This window comes from Nonomuraea jiangxiensis (assembly GCF_900099965.1).
GTDB lineage: Bacteria > Actinomycetota > Actinomycetes > Streptosporangiales > Streptosporangiaceae > Nonomuraea > Nonomuraea jiangxiensis.
Map to the genome: position 1 here is coordinate 87549 of NZ_FNDJ01000020.1, position 16179 is coordinate 103727.

The window sequence follows — 16179 nt, forward strand, 5'->3', positions numbered from 1 at the left end:
GGAGGTGGACGACGACCCGAGTTTTCGGGTGAAGGGTGAACGACGACCTGAAGTGTCGGCTGAAGGGTTAACGACAGGCTGAGGCTCTGGGCAAAGGGTGGACGCGGGCCTGAAGCCTGTGGATGGGGCTGAGACAGGGCTCAGGGAGATGAAAGCCGCGTCGGCGAGCCTCCAAACAAGCGACGGCACCCACGCAAACGACGGCCTTCAGGCGAACGATGGCTTTCAGGCAAACGCCGGCCTTCATGCGACGACCGACCTGGGCGAATGGTGGACGCAGGCCTGAGGCTTAATGACAGGCCGGAGCGGACGGCGGGCGTGGGCTCGCCACGGCGCCGCCCGCCAGGGCGCTTCACCCCCTATGTGGCCGTGAGGGTAGAGGGAGGCATACGGGCTGATTGCGGCGATCGGTATGACAAGCCATCGCGTGCCGCCTTGTCACAGCAACGGTGATGCGATGCCGTCCGTAGGCAGCGCGGCCCGCCGTTCCCTCTTAAGGTCCGGGATGCCCGTTCGTGGAGCTTGTCGGCAAGGCCAGGCCGCTGCCTACACCGGGGCCGGGAGATTGGGCAGGGTCAGGATGACATGTCCCTCAGGGCGGTGTAGAAGGCGTGGTGGCGGCTCAGTTCGCGTTCGACCGGCTCCACGACCATGGTCGCCGACACCGTCCCGACCCTGCGCCGCATCTCGCGCTCCAGCCGCTCCCGCTCCCGCGACGCCCCCAGTTCCACGAAATTGCGGGACGCGATCCCGGACAGGGCTCCGAGCCCCAGAACCGAGGCCATCATGAGTCCCACCCACGGCAGCGTCGCGCTGTCACCCAGCAGTTCCAACGCGGGCGGCAACTGGTCGGGCATGGTCAGCCCCACCACCAGCCACGCCAGCCCGGCCACGAAGGCCGCCACCAGCAGGTATTGCCACACCTTGAGCAGCCGCCACCACCCGGGCACCCGGTCGAGCTGTGGCGCGACCTCCGTGAGGTCCTCGGTCAGCGCCTGCGGGAGCTGCTTGGAGCGGGATCTGGCCGCCTGGTGCACGGCCGTACGCCAGACCGGGTGCATCCCCATCGACAGCCCGTCCGTCAGCGCCTGGACGGCGTTGGACACCTCGGCCGACTGCGCGCTCACCGAGCCGGTCGTGATGCCGCGGATCTCGTCACCCACGTCCTGCAGCCGCAGGCTCTTCAGCGGATCGGCACGGAACTTGCCGAACCACCGCGGGTACGGCCACCCCACCCACCGGTTGGACCGCTCGGCGTAGACGTTCTCCATGGCCTCGCCCACGGCCGGCACGCCCACCGCGTCGCACAGCGCGTCCGTCAGCCCCATCCTGCGGGCCTCGTCCACCGACGAGGGCGCGGACAGGGCCTCGCCCAGCGGCATCGCCTGGGTGAGGCGCTGTTCGAGCCGGTGGAGGTCGGCTTCGAGCTTCTGGATGGCCGCGCGCCGGCGGCTCACGGCGGTCGCGATGACGCTCTTGAGGCTTTCCACGCCCCGGCCGGTGACGGCCGAGGTGGGGACCACGCTGGGGTGTTCGACGCCTTCGCGGCGCAGCAGGTCGTTGAGGTCGATGACCAGCTCGGCCAGCTCCTCAGCGGTGAGCCGGTCGGCCTGGTTGAGCGCGAACAACGTCACCGCGTCATGCCCCGCCAGCTCCGTCACGTAGCGCCGGTGCGTCGAGGCGTCGGCGTACTTCTGCGGGTCCAGCACCCACACCACCAGGTCGGCCAGCCCGATGAGCCGGTCTGCCTCGGTGTCGGTGAGCGCCCTGATGGAGTCGTGGTCGGGCAGGTCGAGCAGGATCAGCCCGTGGAGCTGGCTGTCGCCCCTGTCGAGCGCGCTGGCCCGCGAGAAGCGGTGCCGCCACTGGATCTGCAGCCAGTCGAGCAGCGGCCCGGCGCCTTCCAGCCCCCACACGCAGGCGTGGGTGCGAGCGGTGGTCGGCCGGCGTACGCCCGTGGGCGAGAGCTCCAGCCCCGAGATCGAGTTGAACAGCGACGACTTGCCACTTCCCGTGCCGCCCGCGAGGGCGACGACGGTGTGCTCCGACGACAGCTTGAGCCGTTCACCGGCCTGCCGGAGCAACGCGGTGGCGTCGTCGAGCAGCTTTTTGTCCAGCCTTCCCGGGCCCAGCTCCACGACCTTGGTGAGCGCGGACAACCGCGAGGCGAGTCCCGTCCTGGTGGTCATGGTGGTCATCGAGCGACCTCGAGGTTGTAGGTCGCCTGGTAGAGGCGGGTCGCGACGGACTCGTCGGGAATGCCCGCAGAGTCGAGCGCTTGCACGTAACGCATGGATTCCTCGTCGAACAACATGCCGATTCTGGCCCGCAGATCGCTGAGTGCCTTGGCACCGATGCCGCGCAGCGACTCGGCGCCCAGCAGGGCATTGACCAGCCGGTGCGGGACCCCTTCGCCGTTGCTCCCGCTGAACATCGCCACCGTGAAGATCAACGACAGCGAATCCGGGTCGAACGACACCAGCTTCGACACCGACCGCTTCGCGACACCCTCCGTGCGTACGAGCTCGCTCAGGTGATCCTGCCAGGTGGCGATGGCACGGCCGGTGTGGCGTACGAGATTGTCGGAGGGCCGCTCCAGGCCCTCACCGAGGCTTGCGCCCAGCTCCGCACGGTGCCGCCAGCGCGCGACGACCTCCTCGGCGGCGCGGTTGGCGGCGGCGACGATCACCGACTCCAGCCCCGCGCGGATCGCCGTCCTGAACGCCGTCACGCGCTCCGGCGCCCGCTTCGACCAGTTGCGCTTGCGCAGCTGCAGCGAGCGCATGAGGTCGCCGGAGCCCGCGAAGTCCTGCCAGCGGGCCAGCACCTCGCCGTGCAGCAGCGAACCGTTCTTCGACGCCTTGTCGATCTCGCTGAGCGCGCCGAGGAAGGCCGCCTCCACGTCGCCGCGCAGCTCCGCGCGGAACGCGACCTGCCCCTCCAGGTGCTTGGCCAGCGCGGGTACGCGGGTGCGGAAGCTGTCGAGCACACCATTGAGTGTCTCGCGTACGGCCTGGGCCCGGCGCTCCTCGTCGACCGACAGCTCGGCGAGCCACAGGCGCAGGTCCACGACCTCGCTGTCCGGCAGCCTGCCGTCGTGCACCTTCGCCTCGTGGATGACGAACCTGTCGATCTCGCCCAGACCGTATTCGGTCAGCATGCGTCCGAAGTGCTTCAGCACCACGTCCGCGGACTTCGGCTGGACCCGGGAGAGCACGATGGCCAGGCGGGCACCGCGTTCCTTGGCGAGGCGCAGCAGATTCCAGGCGGGGGCGTCGGCGTAGCGGGCCGCGGTGGTCACGAAGATCCACAGGTCGGCCGCGTCGAGCATCCGGTGCGCCACCTCGTGGTGCTCCTCGACGACCGAGTCGATGTCAGGAGTGTCGAGCAGCGCGACGCCCTGCGGGAGCTTCTCGGTGGAGACGATGACGAGGCTGCGCAACCCGGCGTCCGGGCTGGGCTGGTCGACGCGTGTGAGGCCGCCGAGCAGCTCTCCCTCCGCGAACCACCTGCGGTCGTCCGGATGACAGGCCAGGACGGGGGTGCCGGTGGTGGGACGGCGTACGCCGGTGCGGGAGATGTTCCGCTCGGCCAGGGAGTTGACCAGGGTGGATTTGCCCGCGCCGGTCGAGCCCGCGATCACGATGAGGGCGGGCGCGGCGCTGGTCCGGACCCGGGGCAGTACGTAGCCCTCCAGCTGGGCCAGCAGGTCGGCCTGCGCCTGCCTGGCCTCCTCGGCGCCGGGGAGGTCGAGGCCGAAGCGCAGGGCGGCGATGCTTTCGCGGAGCGCGTCGAGCGCTGCCATGAGCGTTTCCGCCGCCTCGGCGGGCAACTCCTCCTCGGACCCGCCCGCCTGCTCTCGGGCTGCGGAATCGCGGCCCTTCTCGCCACTGTCGGCGGCGCCACGGCCTTCCCGGGCGTCGCCCGTAGGGTCGGTTTGAGCTTCCCGGGCGTCGCCCGCAGGGTCGTCCTGGGCTTCCCGGGCGCCGCCCGTAGCGGCGTCCTGAGCTTCGCGGTCGCCGTCCGGGGTGGCGGGGCCCTTCCCGTCGTCGCCAGCGGGCTCGGGCTCCTGCCGGGCTTCGTCGCCGGGCTTCCGTCCCTTCCGCTTGAGGTCTGCGGCAGCGCTTGCCGCCGCCGGGGCGGGGTGTCCGGGGTCCTGCCTCTCCTGGTCCCGCGCTTCGGGGTCGTGCCCCTCCTGATCGCGGGACGGCTCCTCGTCCTGCGGTTTCCCGGCCGCGCTAGATCCGCCGGAGGACTGCTCCTCGAACGACTCGGCATCGAACGGCTCGGCGTCGAACGATTCGGCATCGGACGGCTGCTCGGCCGCGCGGGGCTCCGGCTCGTCGTCCCGGCGATCCGCCTGGGGCGCCAGGCCGGACTCCTCGGTCGCCCCGGGGCGCCGCTCGGAGGAGGCGGCACTGAAGAGTGAAGCGGTGGCTTGCTCGGGAGGCGAAGCCGCAGTTTCGGGGTCCGACGGCTCCGTCGTCTCGTAGCGGGGAGCGGGCTCGGGAGCGGGCTGGCGGTTCTGGCTCTCCGGCCCTCCTAGCGAGGCGGGCCGCACGAAGAGAGAGGGCTTTTCGGTCGCAACCGGGTCACCGACCGCGGCGGGCTTGCCGCCATCGGCGGGCTTGCCGGCCTGCGTGGGCTCGCCGGGAGTGACGGGCTTGACCGGCTTGCCCTGGGCGGCGGCCCTGCCCGACACGGCCCGGCCGGCGGCGGCGCCTGGCCTGTCAGAGCCGCCACGCTCGCCGGCCCCACCGGACGCGTCGAAAAGGCTGCCGCCCGACGAGCCGGAAGTTGTGGCGCCAGGTGGGTCGGAGGGGCCCGGGCGGGGCGTGCCGAAGAGGGTGGTGCCGGGTGAGTCGGGAGCGGCGGCGCCCGGCGGGCCGGCGGCGTCACGCTCTGCCGTGTCAGGCTTCCTGGCCGGTGTCCTGGCCGTGAAGAGGCTCGGTCTCTCGCCGGTGGGCTCCTCCGGCGTGCCGGGTCTTCCGGCTGCCGGCCCCCGCGACCCCGTGGGGGAAGTGTCGTCGGCGTCCGTAGGCGGGTCGTCGGTGGACGGGGGGCGGTCGCGGGTCTCCCGCGCCTCCTCCGGCCCTCCCCCGCCGCGTACGGCCTCTGCGCCGTCCGAGGCGTCGTCGTCCCGCACCGGGCGAAAGCTCAACGTCTGCTCTCCCGGTGACTCCTGCCGCCCGTCATCCATGGCCGTGTTCACGGCAAGCGCTCCGCTCGAACCATCTCGACCTCCTGGCCGACCCTCACGACGTCGCCGACGACCACGATCGCCGGCGGCCGTATCCCAGCCGCGGACACGCGGTCGGCCACAGTGGAAAGCGAAGCGGTAACCGCCCGCTGGGTCGGAAGAGTACCGTCCTGTACCACCATTGCGGGAGTCTCCGGGTCACGTCCGTCGCGAATGAGCGCCTCGGCCACCTGGGCCAGCCGCTCCACCGCCATCATGAGCACCAGCGTGCCCCGGGAACGGGCCAGCGCGGGCCAGTCGACGGTGGACCTGGCGTCGTCGGGCGGCACGTGCACGGATATGACGTGGAACTCCTGGCTCACTCCCCGATGCGTCACCGGCACCCCGGCCATCGCCGGCACCGCCACCGCGCTCGTGATGCCGGGCACCACCAGCACCGGGATGCCCGCCTCCGCGCAGGCGATCATCTCCTCGCCGCCGCGCCCGAACACGAACGGGTCGCCGCCCTTGAGCCGGACCACGAACTTGCCCTGCCGGGCCCGGTCCACGAGCAACTCGTTGATCGTGTCCTGGGCCAGCGCCCGGCCGTAGGGGACCTTGGCGGCGTCGATCAGCTCGACGTCCGGCGCGAGCTCGTCGAGCAGGCCGCGGGGCGCGAGCCGGTCGGCGACCACCACGTCGGCCTGGGCGAGCAGTTGCCGGCCGCGCACCGAGATCAGCCCGGGATCGCCGGGCCCGCCGCCGACGAGGGCCACGCCGACCGGTTTGGTGCGGTTGCGGCGGGCGTCGACCGTGCCGTCGCGCAGCGCGCCCACGACCGCGTCTCTGATGCCGGCGGCCCGGCGCGGGTCGCCGCCCGCGGTGATCGCGACGCTGATCTCGTCGACCCGGCCGGAAGCCGGTGTCCAGGCGGCGGAGGCGTCCTTGTCGTCGGCCCGCACGCACCACACGCGCTTGGCCTCCGCTTCCGCGGCGACCGCCGTGTTGACGGCCCTGACATCGGTGCAGGCCTGCACGAGCCAGGCCCCGTCGCAGTCGCCCACCTCATAGGGGCGGGCGTGCCAGGTGACCCGTCCGGCGGCGATCAGGTCGTCGAGCGCGGGGGTCACGCTCGGCGAGACGACAGTGACCTCCGCACCGGCCTCCAGCAACGCGGGCACGCGCCGCTGGGCGACGCGACCGCCGCCCACGACGAGGACCCGGCGGCCGGTGAGCCGCAGGCCGAGGAGGTAGGGACCCATGGGGGGAATCTCCCGTTCGCGAAGGTTGTGTTAAGAGGTAAACCTACCGGCTTCGGATGCGTCATTTGCTGCATCGCCTCAACGACCGTCAAGAAGGGGCTGCCGCGGATCCCAGCGAGGCCCGCCTTCGTCATCCTTCCGGCGTCTGGCCATCGCCGACAGCGCTTCAAGGATAACCCGGTTCCCGAGGTACGCGGTGATGTCCGCGTGGTCGTAGGGGGGCGCCACCTCGACGACCTCCATCCCGGCCACCGGAAGTTCGTAGCAGATCCTGCGTACGGCGTCGAGGAGTTGCCTGGCCGTGAGCCCCCCGGGTTCGGGCGTGCCGGTGCCGGGAGCGTGCCCGGGGTCGCAGACGTCGATGTCGACCGACAGGAAGATCTGGTCGCATTCGTCCAGGGCCGTGCCGAACGACTCCGTGAGACACTCCTCCAGCCCGCGCGCCACGATCTCGGTCATCTCATAGGAGCGCATCCTCTGGGCGGCCATCCAGTCCAGCGTCTCCGGCTCGGGCCAGTAGCCGCGCAGCCCGATCTGCAGGAACCGGTCTCCGCGGATGGCGCCCGACTCGATGAGCCGGCGCATCGGCTGGCCGTGCCCGTGCAGGTGGCCGAAGGTGATGTCGCCGGTGTCCGCGTGCGCGTCGAAGTGGATCATGGACGTCCGGCCCGCCGCGTACGCCCTGGCCGTGCCCCTGGCGTCGGGCAGCGCCACCGTGTGGTCGCCGCCGAGGACCAGCGGGACGGCGCCCGAGGCGGCGATGCGGTGGACCGCCTCCTCGATCGCGGCCAGCGAGCCCTCCACGTCGCCCGAGTAGCACTCGACGTCACCCGCGTCCAGCACCCGCAGATCCCGCAGCGCGTCCACCCGCAGCGCCAGGCTCGGCCGGGAGCCGTCATGCGGCAGGTAGCACGCCTGCCGCAGCGCCATCGGGCCGAACCGGGCGCCGGGGCGGTTCGAGGTGCCGCCGTCGAAGGGCGCGCCGATGATCACCACATCGGCGTCGGCGTAGCTCTCCGGTTCGTTGACGTCGCAACGGTCCACCCCGAGAAAGGTGATGTCGGGGCCGTACATAGTGCCATAACGGGACACTGCTCACCTCCAGGGCCACCATCATCACACGGGCTTTTCCGTCACTCCCGCCGAGTCGAAGGTGGCCACCTCCCGCAGTGCCCGTACCGCCGCGCAGACCATCGGATGGGCGAGCAGGCCGCCGGTGCCCTCGCCGAGCCGTAGCTCCAGGTCCACCAGCGGGCGCAGCCCGAGCTGGTCGAGCGCGGCGGAGTGGCCCGGCTCGACCGAGCGGTGGCCGGCGATGCAGTGGTCGGTCACGGCGGGGTCCAGGGCGGCGGCGACGAGGGCGGCGGCGCCGGCGATGACCCCGTCGAGGATCACCGGCACCCGGGCCGCCGCGCCGCACAGGATGAAGCCGGCGATGGCCGCGTGTTCGAACCCGCCGACGGCGGCCAGGGCACGCAGCGCCTCGCTGGGCGCTTTCAGGCCGGAGGCCAGCTCGGTGGGCAGATCGCCGGAGAGGCCGTTCACGCGGATGGACTCGCGTACGATGCCCACCTTGCGCTCGTGCGTCGCGTCGTCGATCCCCGTGCCCCTGCCGGTCACCTCGGCCGCGTCCTTGCCGGTGAACACGGAGATCAGCGCGGCGGACGCGGTGGTGTTGCCGATGCCCATGTCGCCGGTGATCAGGCAGCGCGCGCCCGTGGCCATCAGGTTCCTGGCCACCAGGATGCCGGCCTCCAGCGCCTGTACGGCCTGGTCGACGGTCATCGCGGGGCCCCGGGACAGGTCGGCCGTGCCGTATCCGATCTTGTGGTTGACGAGGCCGGGCGCCTCGGGCAGGTCGGTCGCGACGCCGACGTCCACCACCGTCACCGGCACGCCCGCCTGGGCGGCGAAGGCGTTGGCGACCGCGCCGCCCGCCAGGAAGTTCGCCACCATCTGGACGGTGACCTCCTGCGGCCACGGGCTGACGCCGCGGGCGTGCACGCCGTGGTCGGCGGCGAAGATGGCCAGCGCCGCGGGCTCGGGCATGGGCGGCGGGCTCACGCCGGCCGCGCCGGCCAGCCGGATCGCGACGTCCTCCAGCACGCCGAGCGAACCACGCGGCTTGGTGAGGCGGTCATGATGGGAGCGGGCCTCGGCGAGCGCCCGCGGGTCTGCGGGGCGGATCTCGGCGAGCGTCTCTGCTAGCACGGCAATCCTCCACTTATGGGACGAGCTGGAGCGCTTCCTCGTATCGGTCGATCACGACGTCGGCCAGGATCTCGCAGTCGCCGATCACCTCGGCGCAGCGGATGTCGAGGTCGGGGTGTCCCGCGCCGTACGCGAGCGCCTGCGCCCACACGCGCTCCAGCAACCCGCCCGCGAACAGCAGGTACGGCACCACGATCACCCGCCGGGCACCCAACCGGCGGCAGCGTTCGAGCCCGCCGGGCACGCCGGGCGGGGTGACCGACACGAACGCCGTCTCCACGGTCATGAAGTCGTAGGCGTACGTCTCCCAGAACAGCCGCGAGACCCGGTGGACCTCGGCGTTGGCGGCCGCGTCCGTCGAGCCCTCGCCCACCAGGACGACCGCCGTCTCCCCCGGCTCGACGGGCGTGGCGACGTCGTCGGCCGACAGCGCGTCCACGGCGCGCAGCCGGGGCCTGGCGCCCGCCAGCTCCAGCGCGCGCGGCCTGGAGAGCTCGACCGCGGCCTCGTTGAGCCGCTCGGACAGCAGCCCCAGCACCCGCGGATCGGGGCCGAGCGGGCGGCCGTAGTCATAGGCCAGCGTGGGATGGCGCTTCTGCTCCAGCTCCATCGCGGCGGGCAGCTCCTCGCCCAGCCTGCTGAGGCTCAGCGGCAGCGCGACCAGCCGATGGTGTCCCCTGGCCACCAGAGAGTCGACGGAGTCGCTCAGCCGGGGCGTGGCGCGCTCCAGATAACCCCCCGAGACGTCGGCGACCGTCTGGTCGAGCCGGCAGCGCAGCCGGTGTACGAACCGGCCGAACTCCGCGGCGTAGGCGTCATCCTGTGAGCCCTGCCCGATCAGCAGGAGCGGCGGCTTCATCGTGAGGGTATCTCCGGTGCGGTAAGACAAAGTCACGCGAGGATAACCGATGCGCACCGGTAGGGGACAGGTCACCCTCCGTGCACGGGTGTCGCGTGCACCACGAACACGGGGTCGCAGGCCGTCAGATGGTGCGAGCCGTCGGGGCCGGGCGTCAGTCCGGAGACCAGGATCTGGCTGCCCTCACCGCGAAATCCCTGCTCGCGCAGCAGGTCGAGCACGACCGCGACCTGCTCCAGTTTGCTCAGCGCGCACACGAGCGCGCGCGGGCGGCGGGCGGCGCAGGCGACCACGACGTCGGGGCCGCCACCGCCCACGAAGACGGCGTCGGGGTCGGGCAGCGGCTCCAGCGTGGGCGGTGCCTGCCCCCTGGCCAGGGCCACTTTGACGCCCTGGCGGAGCACGTTGGCGCGCAGCAGGGCGCAGGACTGCTCGTCGCGTTCGACGGCGATGACCGCCGCGCCCATCCTGGCGCACTCGACGGCGATCTCGCCGGCGCCGGCGCCGACGTCCCACACCAGGTCGCCGAGCCGGGGACCGAGCTTGGCCAGGATGAACGCCCTGACCTCGGCCGGGATCCCGCCCTCGGACGGCAGCGCCCACTCGGCCGGTCCCGGCTGGGCCCCGGCCACCCAGCCCGGCTCCTTGGGCTGGTGCAGCGGATCGATGACGAGGACCACGTCGGGATCCTTCCATGGCCTGGTGGTGGCCTCGCCCATGCGGCTGTGGGTGATCCGCTCGTCGGGCCCGCCGAGGTCCTCGCAGACGATCAGCGCGCGCGGTGTGGTGGGGGCCAGCTCCCTGGCGATCTCCGCGGGGCCGACGCCCGGCGCGACCAGCAGGGCCACCTTGGGGTGGGCGCGGCAGGCGTTGACGGCGCGGTTGAGCTGGCCCGGGCCCGACGGGGCGACGACGAGCGCGTCCTCCCAGTTGAGCCCGGCGCGGGCGAAGGCGAGGCTCACCAGCGAGATGGCGGGCAGCACGTCCGGATGGAGGCCGTGCTCGCGCAAGGTGCGTACGACGCCGAAGAAGCCGGGGTCACCTTCCGCGATCACCACCGCGGGGCCCTTGCCGTGTTCGAGGTGGCTGTCGAGGGCCTCCAGGAGCGACCTGTCGGCCACGGTCGGCGCGCTGATCCTGAGCTGGTCGAGGATGGCGTCCGGCCCCACGACCAGCCGGGCCTCGTGGAGTTTGTCCACCGCCCTGGCCGAGAGCTCGGATCCGTCCCAGCCGACAACCGTGATCATTGCGCCTCACCGTCCTCATCTCAAGGGTGACTGGTCAGGAGGGGTTTCACAAACGGTGCGAGGGTCATTCCGATGTGCCCCCGGGCCAGGTCGGACGGCATCCAGCGGGCAGGTCAACCCAGGTCGGCCGGGACGAGGCTGTAGACGACGAGATCCTCGCCGCCGAGCGAGGCGCGGGCGACGCCCTCGCGGACGAAACCCGACTTCTCCGCCACCCGCTGGGAGGCCGGGTTGGACACGGCCGCGCGGAGCTGCAGCCGGCCGAAGCCGTGCCGTTCGAACAGCCAGTGCGCGATCCGCACCACGGCCTCGCCCGCGAACCCCCGGCCGCGGGCCCACGGGGCGGTCATGTAGCCGACCTCGGCCGTCCGGTTGGTCCAGTCGAGGTCGCGCAGGTCCACGCTGGCGGCGAACCGGCCGGTGGCGAGCTCCTCGACGGTCCAGGCGATGCCGGCGCCGCGCAGCCGCATCCGCTCGCAGTAGTCGATGAAGGCCCTCGCGTGGTCCTGCGAGTAGCCACGCGGCACGTTCGTCCTGGCCTGGGTGAGCGGATCGGCGCCGGTGGCGGCCAGGTCGGGTACGTCGGCGGGGGCGGGCGGGCGCAGCAGCAGCCGGGGGGTGCGCAGCTCCGTCCTGGGCAGCGTGTCGGAGGGGAAGCGGCTGTCGTCGCGCAGCAGGCCGAAGACGACCAGGTCGTGCGGGCCGTCGTCCTCCAGCACCGCGGCCCGCAGTACGCCCTCCCAGGTGAAGCCGGCTTTCTGGGCCACGCGGAGGGAAGGCAGGTTGTCCAGGTTGGCGGTCAGGTCGATCCTGCGCAAACCGGTGGTGGTGAACACCCAGTCCGTCAGCCCGCGTACGGCCTCCGTGGCGAAGCCGCGGCCCCGGTAGAGGGGGTGCACGCCGTATCCGACCTCGGTCGTACCGGCCTGCCACGAGGTCTTGAACAGGCTGATGGCGCCCACGATGAGGCCGGCCTCGCCGGTCATGGCCAGGTGCAGGCCCTGGCCAGAGCGGCGCAGCTCGTGCACGCCGTTGGAGAGCCACTGGGCGACGCCGGCCGCCTTCGCCGGGGCGCCGGGCGGGAGGAACCGGACGCCGGACCGCACGATCGAGCCGATCCTGGCGGCGTCCTGCAAGCCGAACGGCCGGAGCGTGAGCCGTTCCGTAGCGATGCTCACATCAGCGTCGAACACCCTCGGCAGGGTACACAGTCGCGACGTTTGCCCATCAAAGCAGGGGTAGGGGCGCATTGAGGGGAGTGAGAGAACTATGGAACGTGGGAGCGGCAAGCACGGTCCCCGCCTCGACGACCAGCAGAAACACGAGACCGAGGGCCTGGTACGCGGGGGCGGCGGCACGCATGCCGAAGAGTGGAAGGAACCCGAGTCCCCGCTCGCGCCCGGCGAGGAGCCGCGGAGTTCCTACCCGCCGGGGCACGAACCGGGCGTCCCCGAGGGCATCACGCCGCAGGGCGCCGAGATCCGCAGCGATCTGGCCAAATGGCTCAGCGACGCCGGCTGGCCCGCCTCCAAGGACGAACTCGTCCGGCACGCCGACCGCGCGCAGGCGCCGGACGCGGTGGCCGGCCTGGTCGGATCCCTGCCCGACCGCCGTTACGCGAACATGGCGGAGGTGGCCGAGGCCCTCGGGCTCGGTTCGGAGCGACGAAGGTGGTGAGCCGTGCGCCTCGACTTCATCCGGCCCCTGTACGAGCGGAGCGGCCCGTACGCGTCGGTCTATCTGGGCGCACTGACGGGCCCGGAGCGGGCGAGGCACTGGCGGGGCCTGCGCGACCGGCTCGACCGGGAGGTGGACCCCGCCACGCTTGACGCTTTGGAGGAGGAGGCGACCCGGACCGCTCCCGGGCAGGCGTTGTTCGCCGCGCACGGTGACGTGGTGCTGGCCGAGTCGTTCGACCGGCCGCCGGTGGAGCTGGCCACCTGGTCGCCGTTGCCGCACGTCACGCCCATGCTCATGCAGCGCGGCGAGAACGTGCCGCACATCCGGGTGATCGTGGATCACGCGGGTGCGGAGGTGACGGTGTTCGGAAGCGGGGCGCCGCGCAGGACCACCGTGGCGGCCGCCTCGTGGCCACTGCAGAAGACCGCGCAGGGCGGCTGGTCGCAGAAGCGGTACGAGCGGGCCGTGGACGAGACCTGGGAGAAGAACGCGGTGGCCGTCGCTCGCGAGGTCGACGAGCAGGTCCGCCGGATCGGCGCGGAGCTGGTCCTGGTGGCCGGTGAGCCGAAGTCGCGCTCGTACCTGCTGCAGCATCTCGGTACCAAGGCCGCCGACCGGGTCATGATGGTCGAGCACGGCAGCCGCGCCTGCCACGGGCAGTTCGAGGCGGACGTGGAGCGGGCCCTCGACCAGTGGCTGGAGCGGCGGCGGGCCGAGCTGGTCGAGCGGCACCAGGAGTCGGCGGGGCCGGTCGGGATGGCCAAGGTGGCCGACGCCCTGCGCGACGGCCGGGTCCAGGCCGTGCTCTCGCCCGGCGAGTTGCCGCGCGGAGTGTGGACCGGGCAGTGCGGGACGCTGCTGGCCACCGACGCGGGCGAGCTGCGCCGCTGGGGCGTCGAGGCTCCCATCGAGGAGCGCTCGGACTCCGCCCTGGCCAGGGCCGCCGCGCTGACGGACGCGGAGTTGTGGTTCACCGACCGCGTCCCCGACGTGGCGGCCGTGCTCAGGTACTGACGATCGCCTGGGGGCCCCGGGTGCGGGGCTCAGGTGCTGACGATCACTTCCAGGGTCCTGGGGCCGTGCACGCCTTCGACCCGGTTCAGCTCGATGTCGCTGGTGGCCGAGGGGCCGCTGATCCAGGTGAGCGGGCGCGACGGGTCGAGCCTGGCGATCGCCTCCGGCACGCAGGACACGATCTGGTCGGCCCGCACCACGCACAGGTGGTAGTCGGGGACCAGCGTCTGCGCCCTGGTGCCCTGGCCGGGGCCGTGGTCGAGGACGATCGTGCCGGTCTCGGCGACGGCCACGGCGCAGTTGGTGATCACGCCGTCGGCCGTGTTCAGGTCGGTCCAGCCGCCCTCCCGGTCGAAGCCGTCGGGGACGATCATGCGGCGCCCGGCCACGCTCTCGGCGATCCTGCCCGGCACCTCGGCCTCGGGCAGCACGTGCACGATCGCCCGGTAGTCGTCCACCCGCTCGGCGAACAGCGTCACGAGGTCGTCCACCTGCTGCGTCGTGCGGTAGTGCCGGGGGATCTCGACGTCCGCCGCACCGGCCACGGCCCTGCCGATCCTGGCCAGAATCTCCTCACGCGCGCTCATTCGCCCGCACCCCCGCTCCGCTCCCACCAGTCTCTGAACGACTCCTCCGGGATGTCCGGCAGGTCCCTGGTGTCGGTCCACGCCGACAAAGGCCCGGGCAGCCGTTTCGGTACGAGCTTGCGCAGCCGGGTGGCCGCGCGCTCGGCCTTGGCCAGCCGGGTGTGGTCGTCGAGTATCCAGCCCGCGACCTTCATGCCCGCCCGCTCGGCCGCCGCGTGCGGCGCCTTGGCCCGCAGGTCCACCAGCACCTCCGGGATGTCGATGGCGACCGGGCAGACCTCGTAGCAGGCCCCGCACAGGCTGGAGGCGAACGGCAGCGAGGCGTCCAGCTCCGACGACATGCCCCGCAGCTGCGGGGTGAGGATGGCGCCGATCGGCCCCGGGTAGACCGACCCGTACGCGTGGCCGCCCGTACGCTCGTAGACCGGGCACACGTTCAGGCAGGCCGAGCAGCGGATGCAGCGCAGCGCCTGGCGGCCCACCTCGTCGGCGAGCACGTCGGTGCGGCCGTTGTCGAGCAGCACCAGGTGGAAGTCCTGGCCTTCGACCGCGCCGGTCCACATGCTCGTGTAGGGATTCATCCGCTCACCCGTGGAGCTGCGCGGCAGAAGCTGGAGGAACACCTCCAGATCCCGCCAGGAGGGCAGCAGCTTCTCGATCCCGACGACGCTGATGAGCGTCTCCGGCAGGCTCAGGCACATGCGGCCGTTGCCCTCCGACTCCAGCACCACGAGGGTGCCGGTCTCGGCGACCATGAAGTTGGCCCCGGAGATGGCGACCTTGCTCCGGAGGAAGCGTTCACGCAGGTGGAGCCGGGCCGCCTCGGTCAGGGCGGGCGGGTCGTCGGTCAGGCCCTCGGGCGGATCGGGCATCTTGTCGAGGAAGATCTCGCGGATCTCCGACCGGTTGCGGTGGATCGCGGGGACCAGGATGTGGCTGGGGAAGTCGTCGCCGAGCTGCACGATCAGCTCGGCCAGGTCGGTCTCGTACGCGGTGATGCCCTGCTCGGCCAGCGCCTCGTTGAGCTCGATCTCCTGGGTGGCCATGGACTTGACCTTGACCACCTCGGTCTCGCCGGTGGCCTTGACCAGGCCGGTGACGATGGCGTTGGCCTCCGCCGCGTCCCTGGCCCAGTGGACCGTGCCGCCCGCCCTGGTCACGGCCTCTTCGAGCTGGAGGAGGTAGCGGTCGAGGTTGCGGAGGGTGTGGTCCTTGATCGCCTTGCCGGCGGCGCGCAGCTCCTGCCAGTCGGGCAGCTCACCGACGACGCCGGCTCGCTTGTCCCGGATGGTGTGAGTGGCCTTGCGGAGGTTGTAGCGGAGCTGCGAGTTACTAACGGCTTTCGCCGCATTTTGCGGGAAATTTCCGGGCATGCCGAGGAACGTGGCGCTCATTGTGCTTCCTCCGTGGATGCCAGGATCTCGGCCAGGTGCATCGTCCGGACGCCGGTCTTCTGGCGGCGCAGCGTGCCGCCGATGTGCATCAGGCAGGAGTTGTCCGCCGCGCACAGCACTTCGGCGCCCGTGTCCAGGATGCCGCGGGTCTTGTCGGCGCCCATCGCCGCGGAGACGGCCGGGTTCTTGACCGCGAACGTGCCGCCGAAGCCGCAGCACTCCTCCGCGCCGGGCAGGGGCACCAGCTCCAGGCCGCGGACGTTCTTGAGCAGCCGGGTGGGCCGGTCGCCCAGGTGGAGGCCGCGGAGCGAGTGGCACGTCGGGTGATAAGTCACCCGATGCGGGAAATATGCGCCGACGTCATCGGTCTTCAGGACGTCGATCAGGAATTCGGATAGCTCGTACACCTTCGGCACGACCTCGGCGATCGCCGCCGCTCCCCGGCTGCCCGGCCGCGCCAGCTTCGGGTACTGCTCGCGCACCATGGCCGCGCACGACCCCGACGGCGCGACGACGGCGTCGTATCCGGCGAAGACCTCGGTGAAGTGCCGTGCCAGCCGTACGCCCTGCTCGCGGTAGCCGGTGTTGACGTGCATCTGGCCGCAGCACGTCTGCGCCGCGGGGAAGTCCACGTCGCAGCCGAGCCTGCGCAGCAGGGAGACGACGGCCTTGCCGGTGCCGGGGAAGAGCGTGTCGTTCACGCACGTGATGAACAGGGCGACTCGCACGCCACTCCTTCCAAGATA

At 72.0% G+C, this 16179-nt stretch carries 13 protein-coding genes; 2 read left to right on the top strand and 11 right to left on the bottom strand.

What is annotated here, in order from left to right:
• Positions 1-575 precede the first annotated feature (575 nt).
• From BLS95_RS36385 to BLS95_RS36420, 8 genes are all read right to left on the bottom strand, one after another.
• On the bottom strand, positions 576-2198 hold the full coding sequence (locus tag BLS95_RS36385) for a YfjP family GTPase (protein ID WP_090942312.1): 1623 nt from the start codon (positions 2196-2198) through the stop codon (positions 576-578).
• Positions 2195-5212, bottom strand: coding sequence for a dynamin family protein (locus tag BLS95_RS54615; RefSeq protein ID WP_245765492.1), 3018 nt, complete (start codon positions 5210-5212; stop codon positions 2195-2197). The genes BLS95_RS36385 and BLS95_RS54615 overlap by 4 nt, the downstream gene beginning before the upstream one ends.
• Complete coding sequence (gene cobA / locus BLS95_RS36395; RefSeq protein ID WP_090942315.1) at positions 5209-6441, bottom strand: uroporphyrinogen-III C-methyltransferase; 1233 nt, start codon at positions 6439-6441, stop codon at positions 5209-5211. The genes BLS95_RS54615 and cobA overlap by 4 nt, the downstream gene beginning before the upstream one ends.
• A gap of 78 nt (positions 6442-6519) precedes the next feature.
• Positions 6520-7515 carry an agmatinase gene (gene speB, locus BLS95_RS36400; protein ID WP_218136158.1) on the bottom strand — a complete coding sequence of 332 codons (996 nt, stop codon included), beginning with the start codon at positions 7513-7515 and terminating at the stop codon, positions 6520-6522.
• A 42-nt stretch (positions 7516-7557) separates the two neighbouring features.
• Positions 7558-8658 carry a nicotinate-nucleotide--dimethylbenzimidazole phosphoribosyltransferase gene (gene cobT, locus BLS95_RS36405; RefSeq protein WP_090942321.1) on the bottom strand — a complete coding sequence of 367 codons (1101 nt, stop codon included), beginning with the start codon at positions 8656-8658 and terminating at the stop codon, positions 7558-7560.
• Positions 8659-8665: 7 nt separating this feature from the next.
• Entirely contained in the window at positions 8666-9511 is an 846-nt protein-coding gene (locus BLS95_RS36410; RefSeq protein ID WP_090942323.1) for a sirohydrochlorin chelatase, read from the bottom strand.
• A gap of 71 nt (positions 9512-9582) precedes the next feature.
• The gene (gene cbiE / locus BLS95_RS36415; protein ID WP_090942325.1) at positions 9583-10758 is read right to left on the bottom strand and encodes a precorrin-6y C5,15-methyltransferase (decarboxylating) subunit CbiE; all 1176 of its coding nucleotides are present in this window, start codon (positions 10756-10758) and stop codon (positions 9583-9585) included.
• A gap of 113 nt (positions 10759-10871) precedes the next feature.
• Positions 10872-11951, bottom strand: a complete 1080-nt coding sequence (locus BLS95_RS36420; protein WP_176993575.1) for a GNAT family N-acetyltransferase — start codon at positions 11949-11951, stop codon at positions 10872-10874.
• Between the two features lie 76 nt (positions 11952-12027).
• On the opposite strand from BLS95_RS36420, the gene BLS95_RS36425 reads away from it, so the two are divergent.
• On the top strand, positions 12028-12435 hold the full coding sequence (locus tag BLS95_RS36425; RefSeq protein ID WP_090942331.1) for a DUF2795 domain-containing protein: 408 nt from the start codon (positions 12028-12030) through the stop codon (positions 12433-12435).
• A gap of 3 nt (positions 12436-12438) precedes the next feature.
• Positions 12439-13452, top strand: coding sequence for a baeRF2 domain-containing protein (locus tag BLS95_RS36430; RefSeq protein WP_090942333.1), 1014 nt, complete (start codon positions 12439-12441; stop codon positions 13450-13452).
• A gap of 29 nt (positions 13453-13481) precedes the next feature.
• Here BLS95_RS36430 and BLS95_RS36435 read toward each other — a convergent pair whose 3' ends face one another.
• Genes BLS95_RS36435 through BLS95_RS36445 form a run of 3 tightly spaced genes read right to left on the bottom strand, consistent with a single transcriptional unit; the run spans position 13482 to position 16161 of the window.
• Complete coding sequence (locus BLS95_RS36435) at positions 13482-14039, bottom strand: LutC/YkgG family protein (protein ID WP_090942335.1); 558 nt, start codon at positions 14037-14039, stop codon at positions 13482-13484.
• The gene (locus BLS95_RS36440) at positions 14036-15433 is read right to left on the bottom strand and encodes a lactate utilization protein B (protein ID WP_090942337.1); all 1398 of its coding nucleotides are present in this window, start codon (positions 15431-15433) and stop codon (positions 14036-14038) included. The genes BLS95_RS36435 and BLS95_RS36440 overlap by 4 nt, the downstream gene beginning before the upstream one ends.
• Complete coding sequence (locus BLS95_RS36445; RefSeq protein ID WP_090942339.1) at positions 15430-16161, bottom strand: (Fe-S)-binding protein; 732 nt, start codon at positions 16159-16161, stop codon at positions 15430-15432. The genes BLS95_RS36440 and BLS95_RS36445 overlap by 4 nt, the downstream gene beginning before the upstream one ends.
• Positions 16162-16179: the final 18 nt, after the last annotated feature.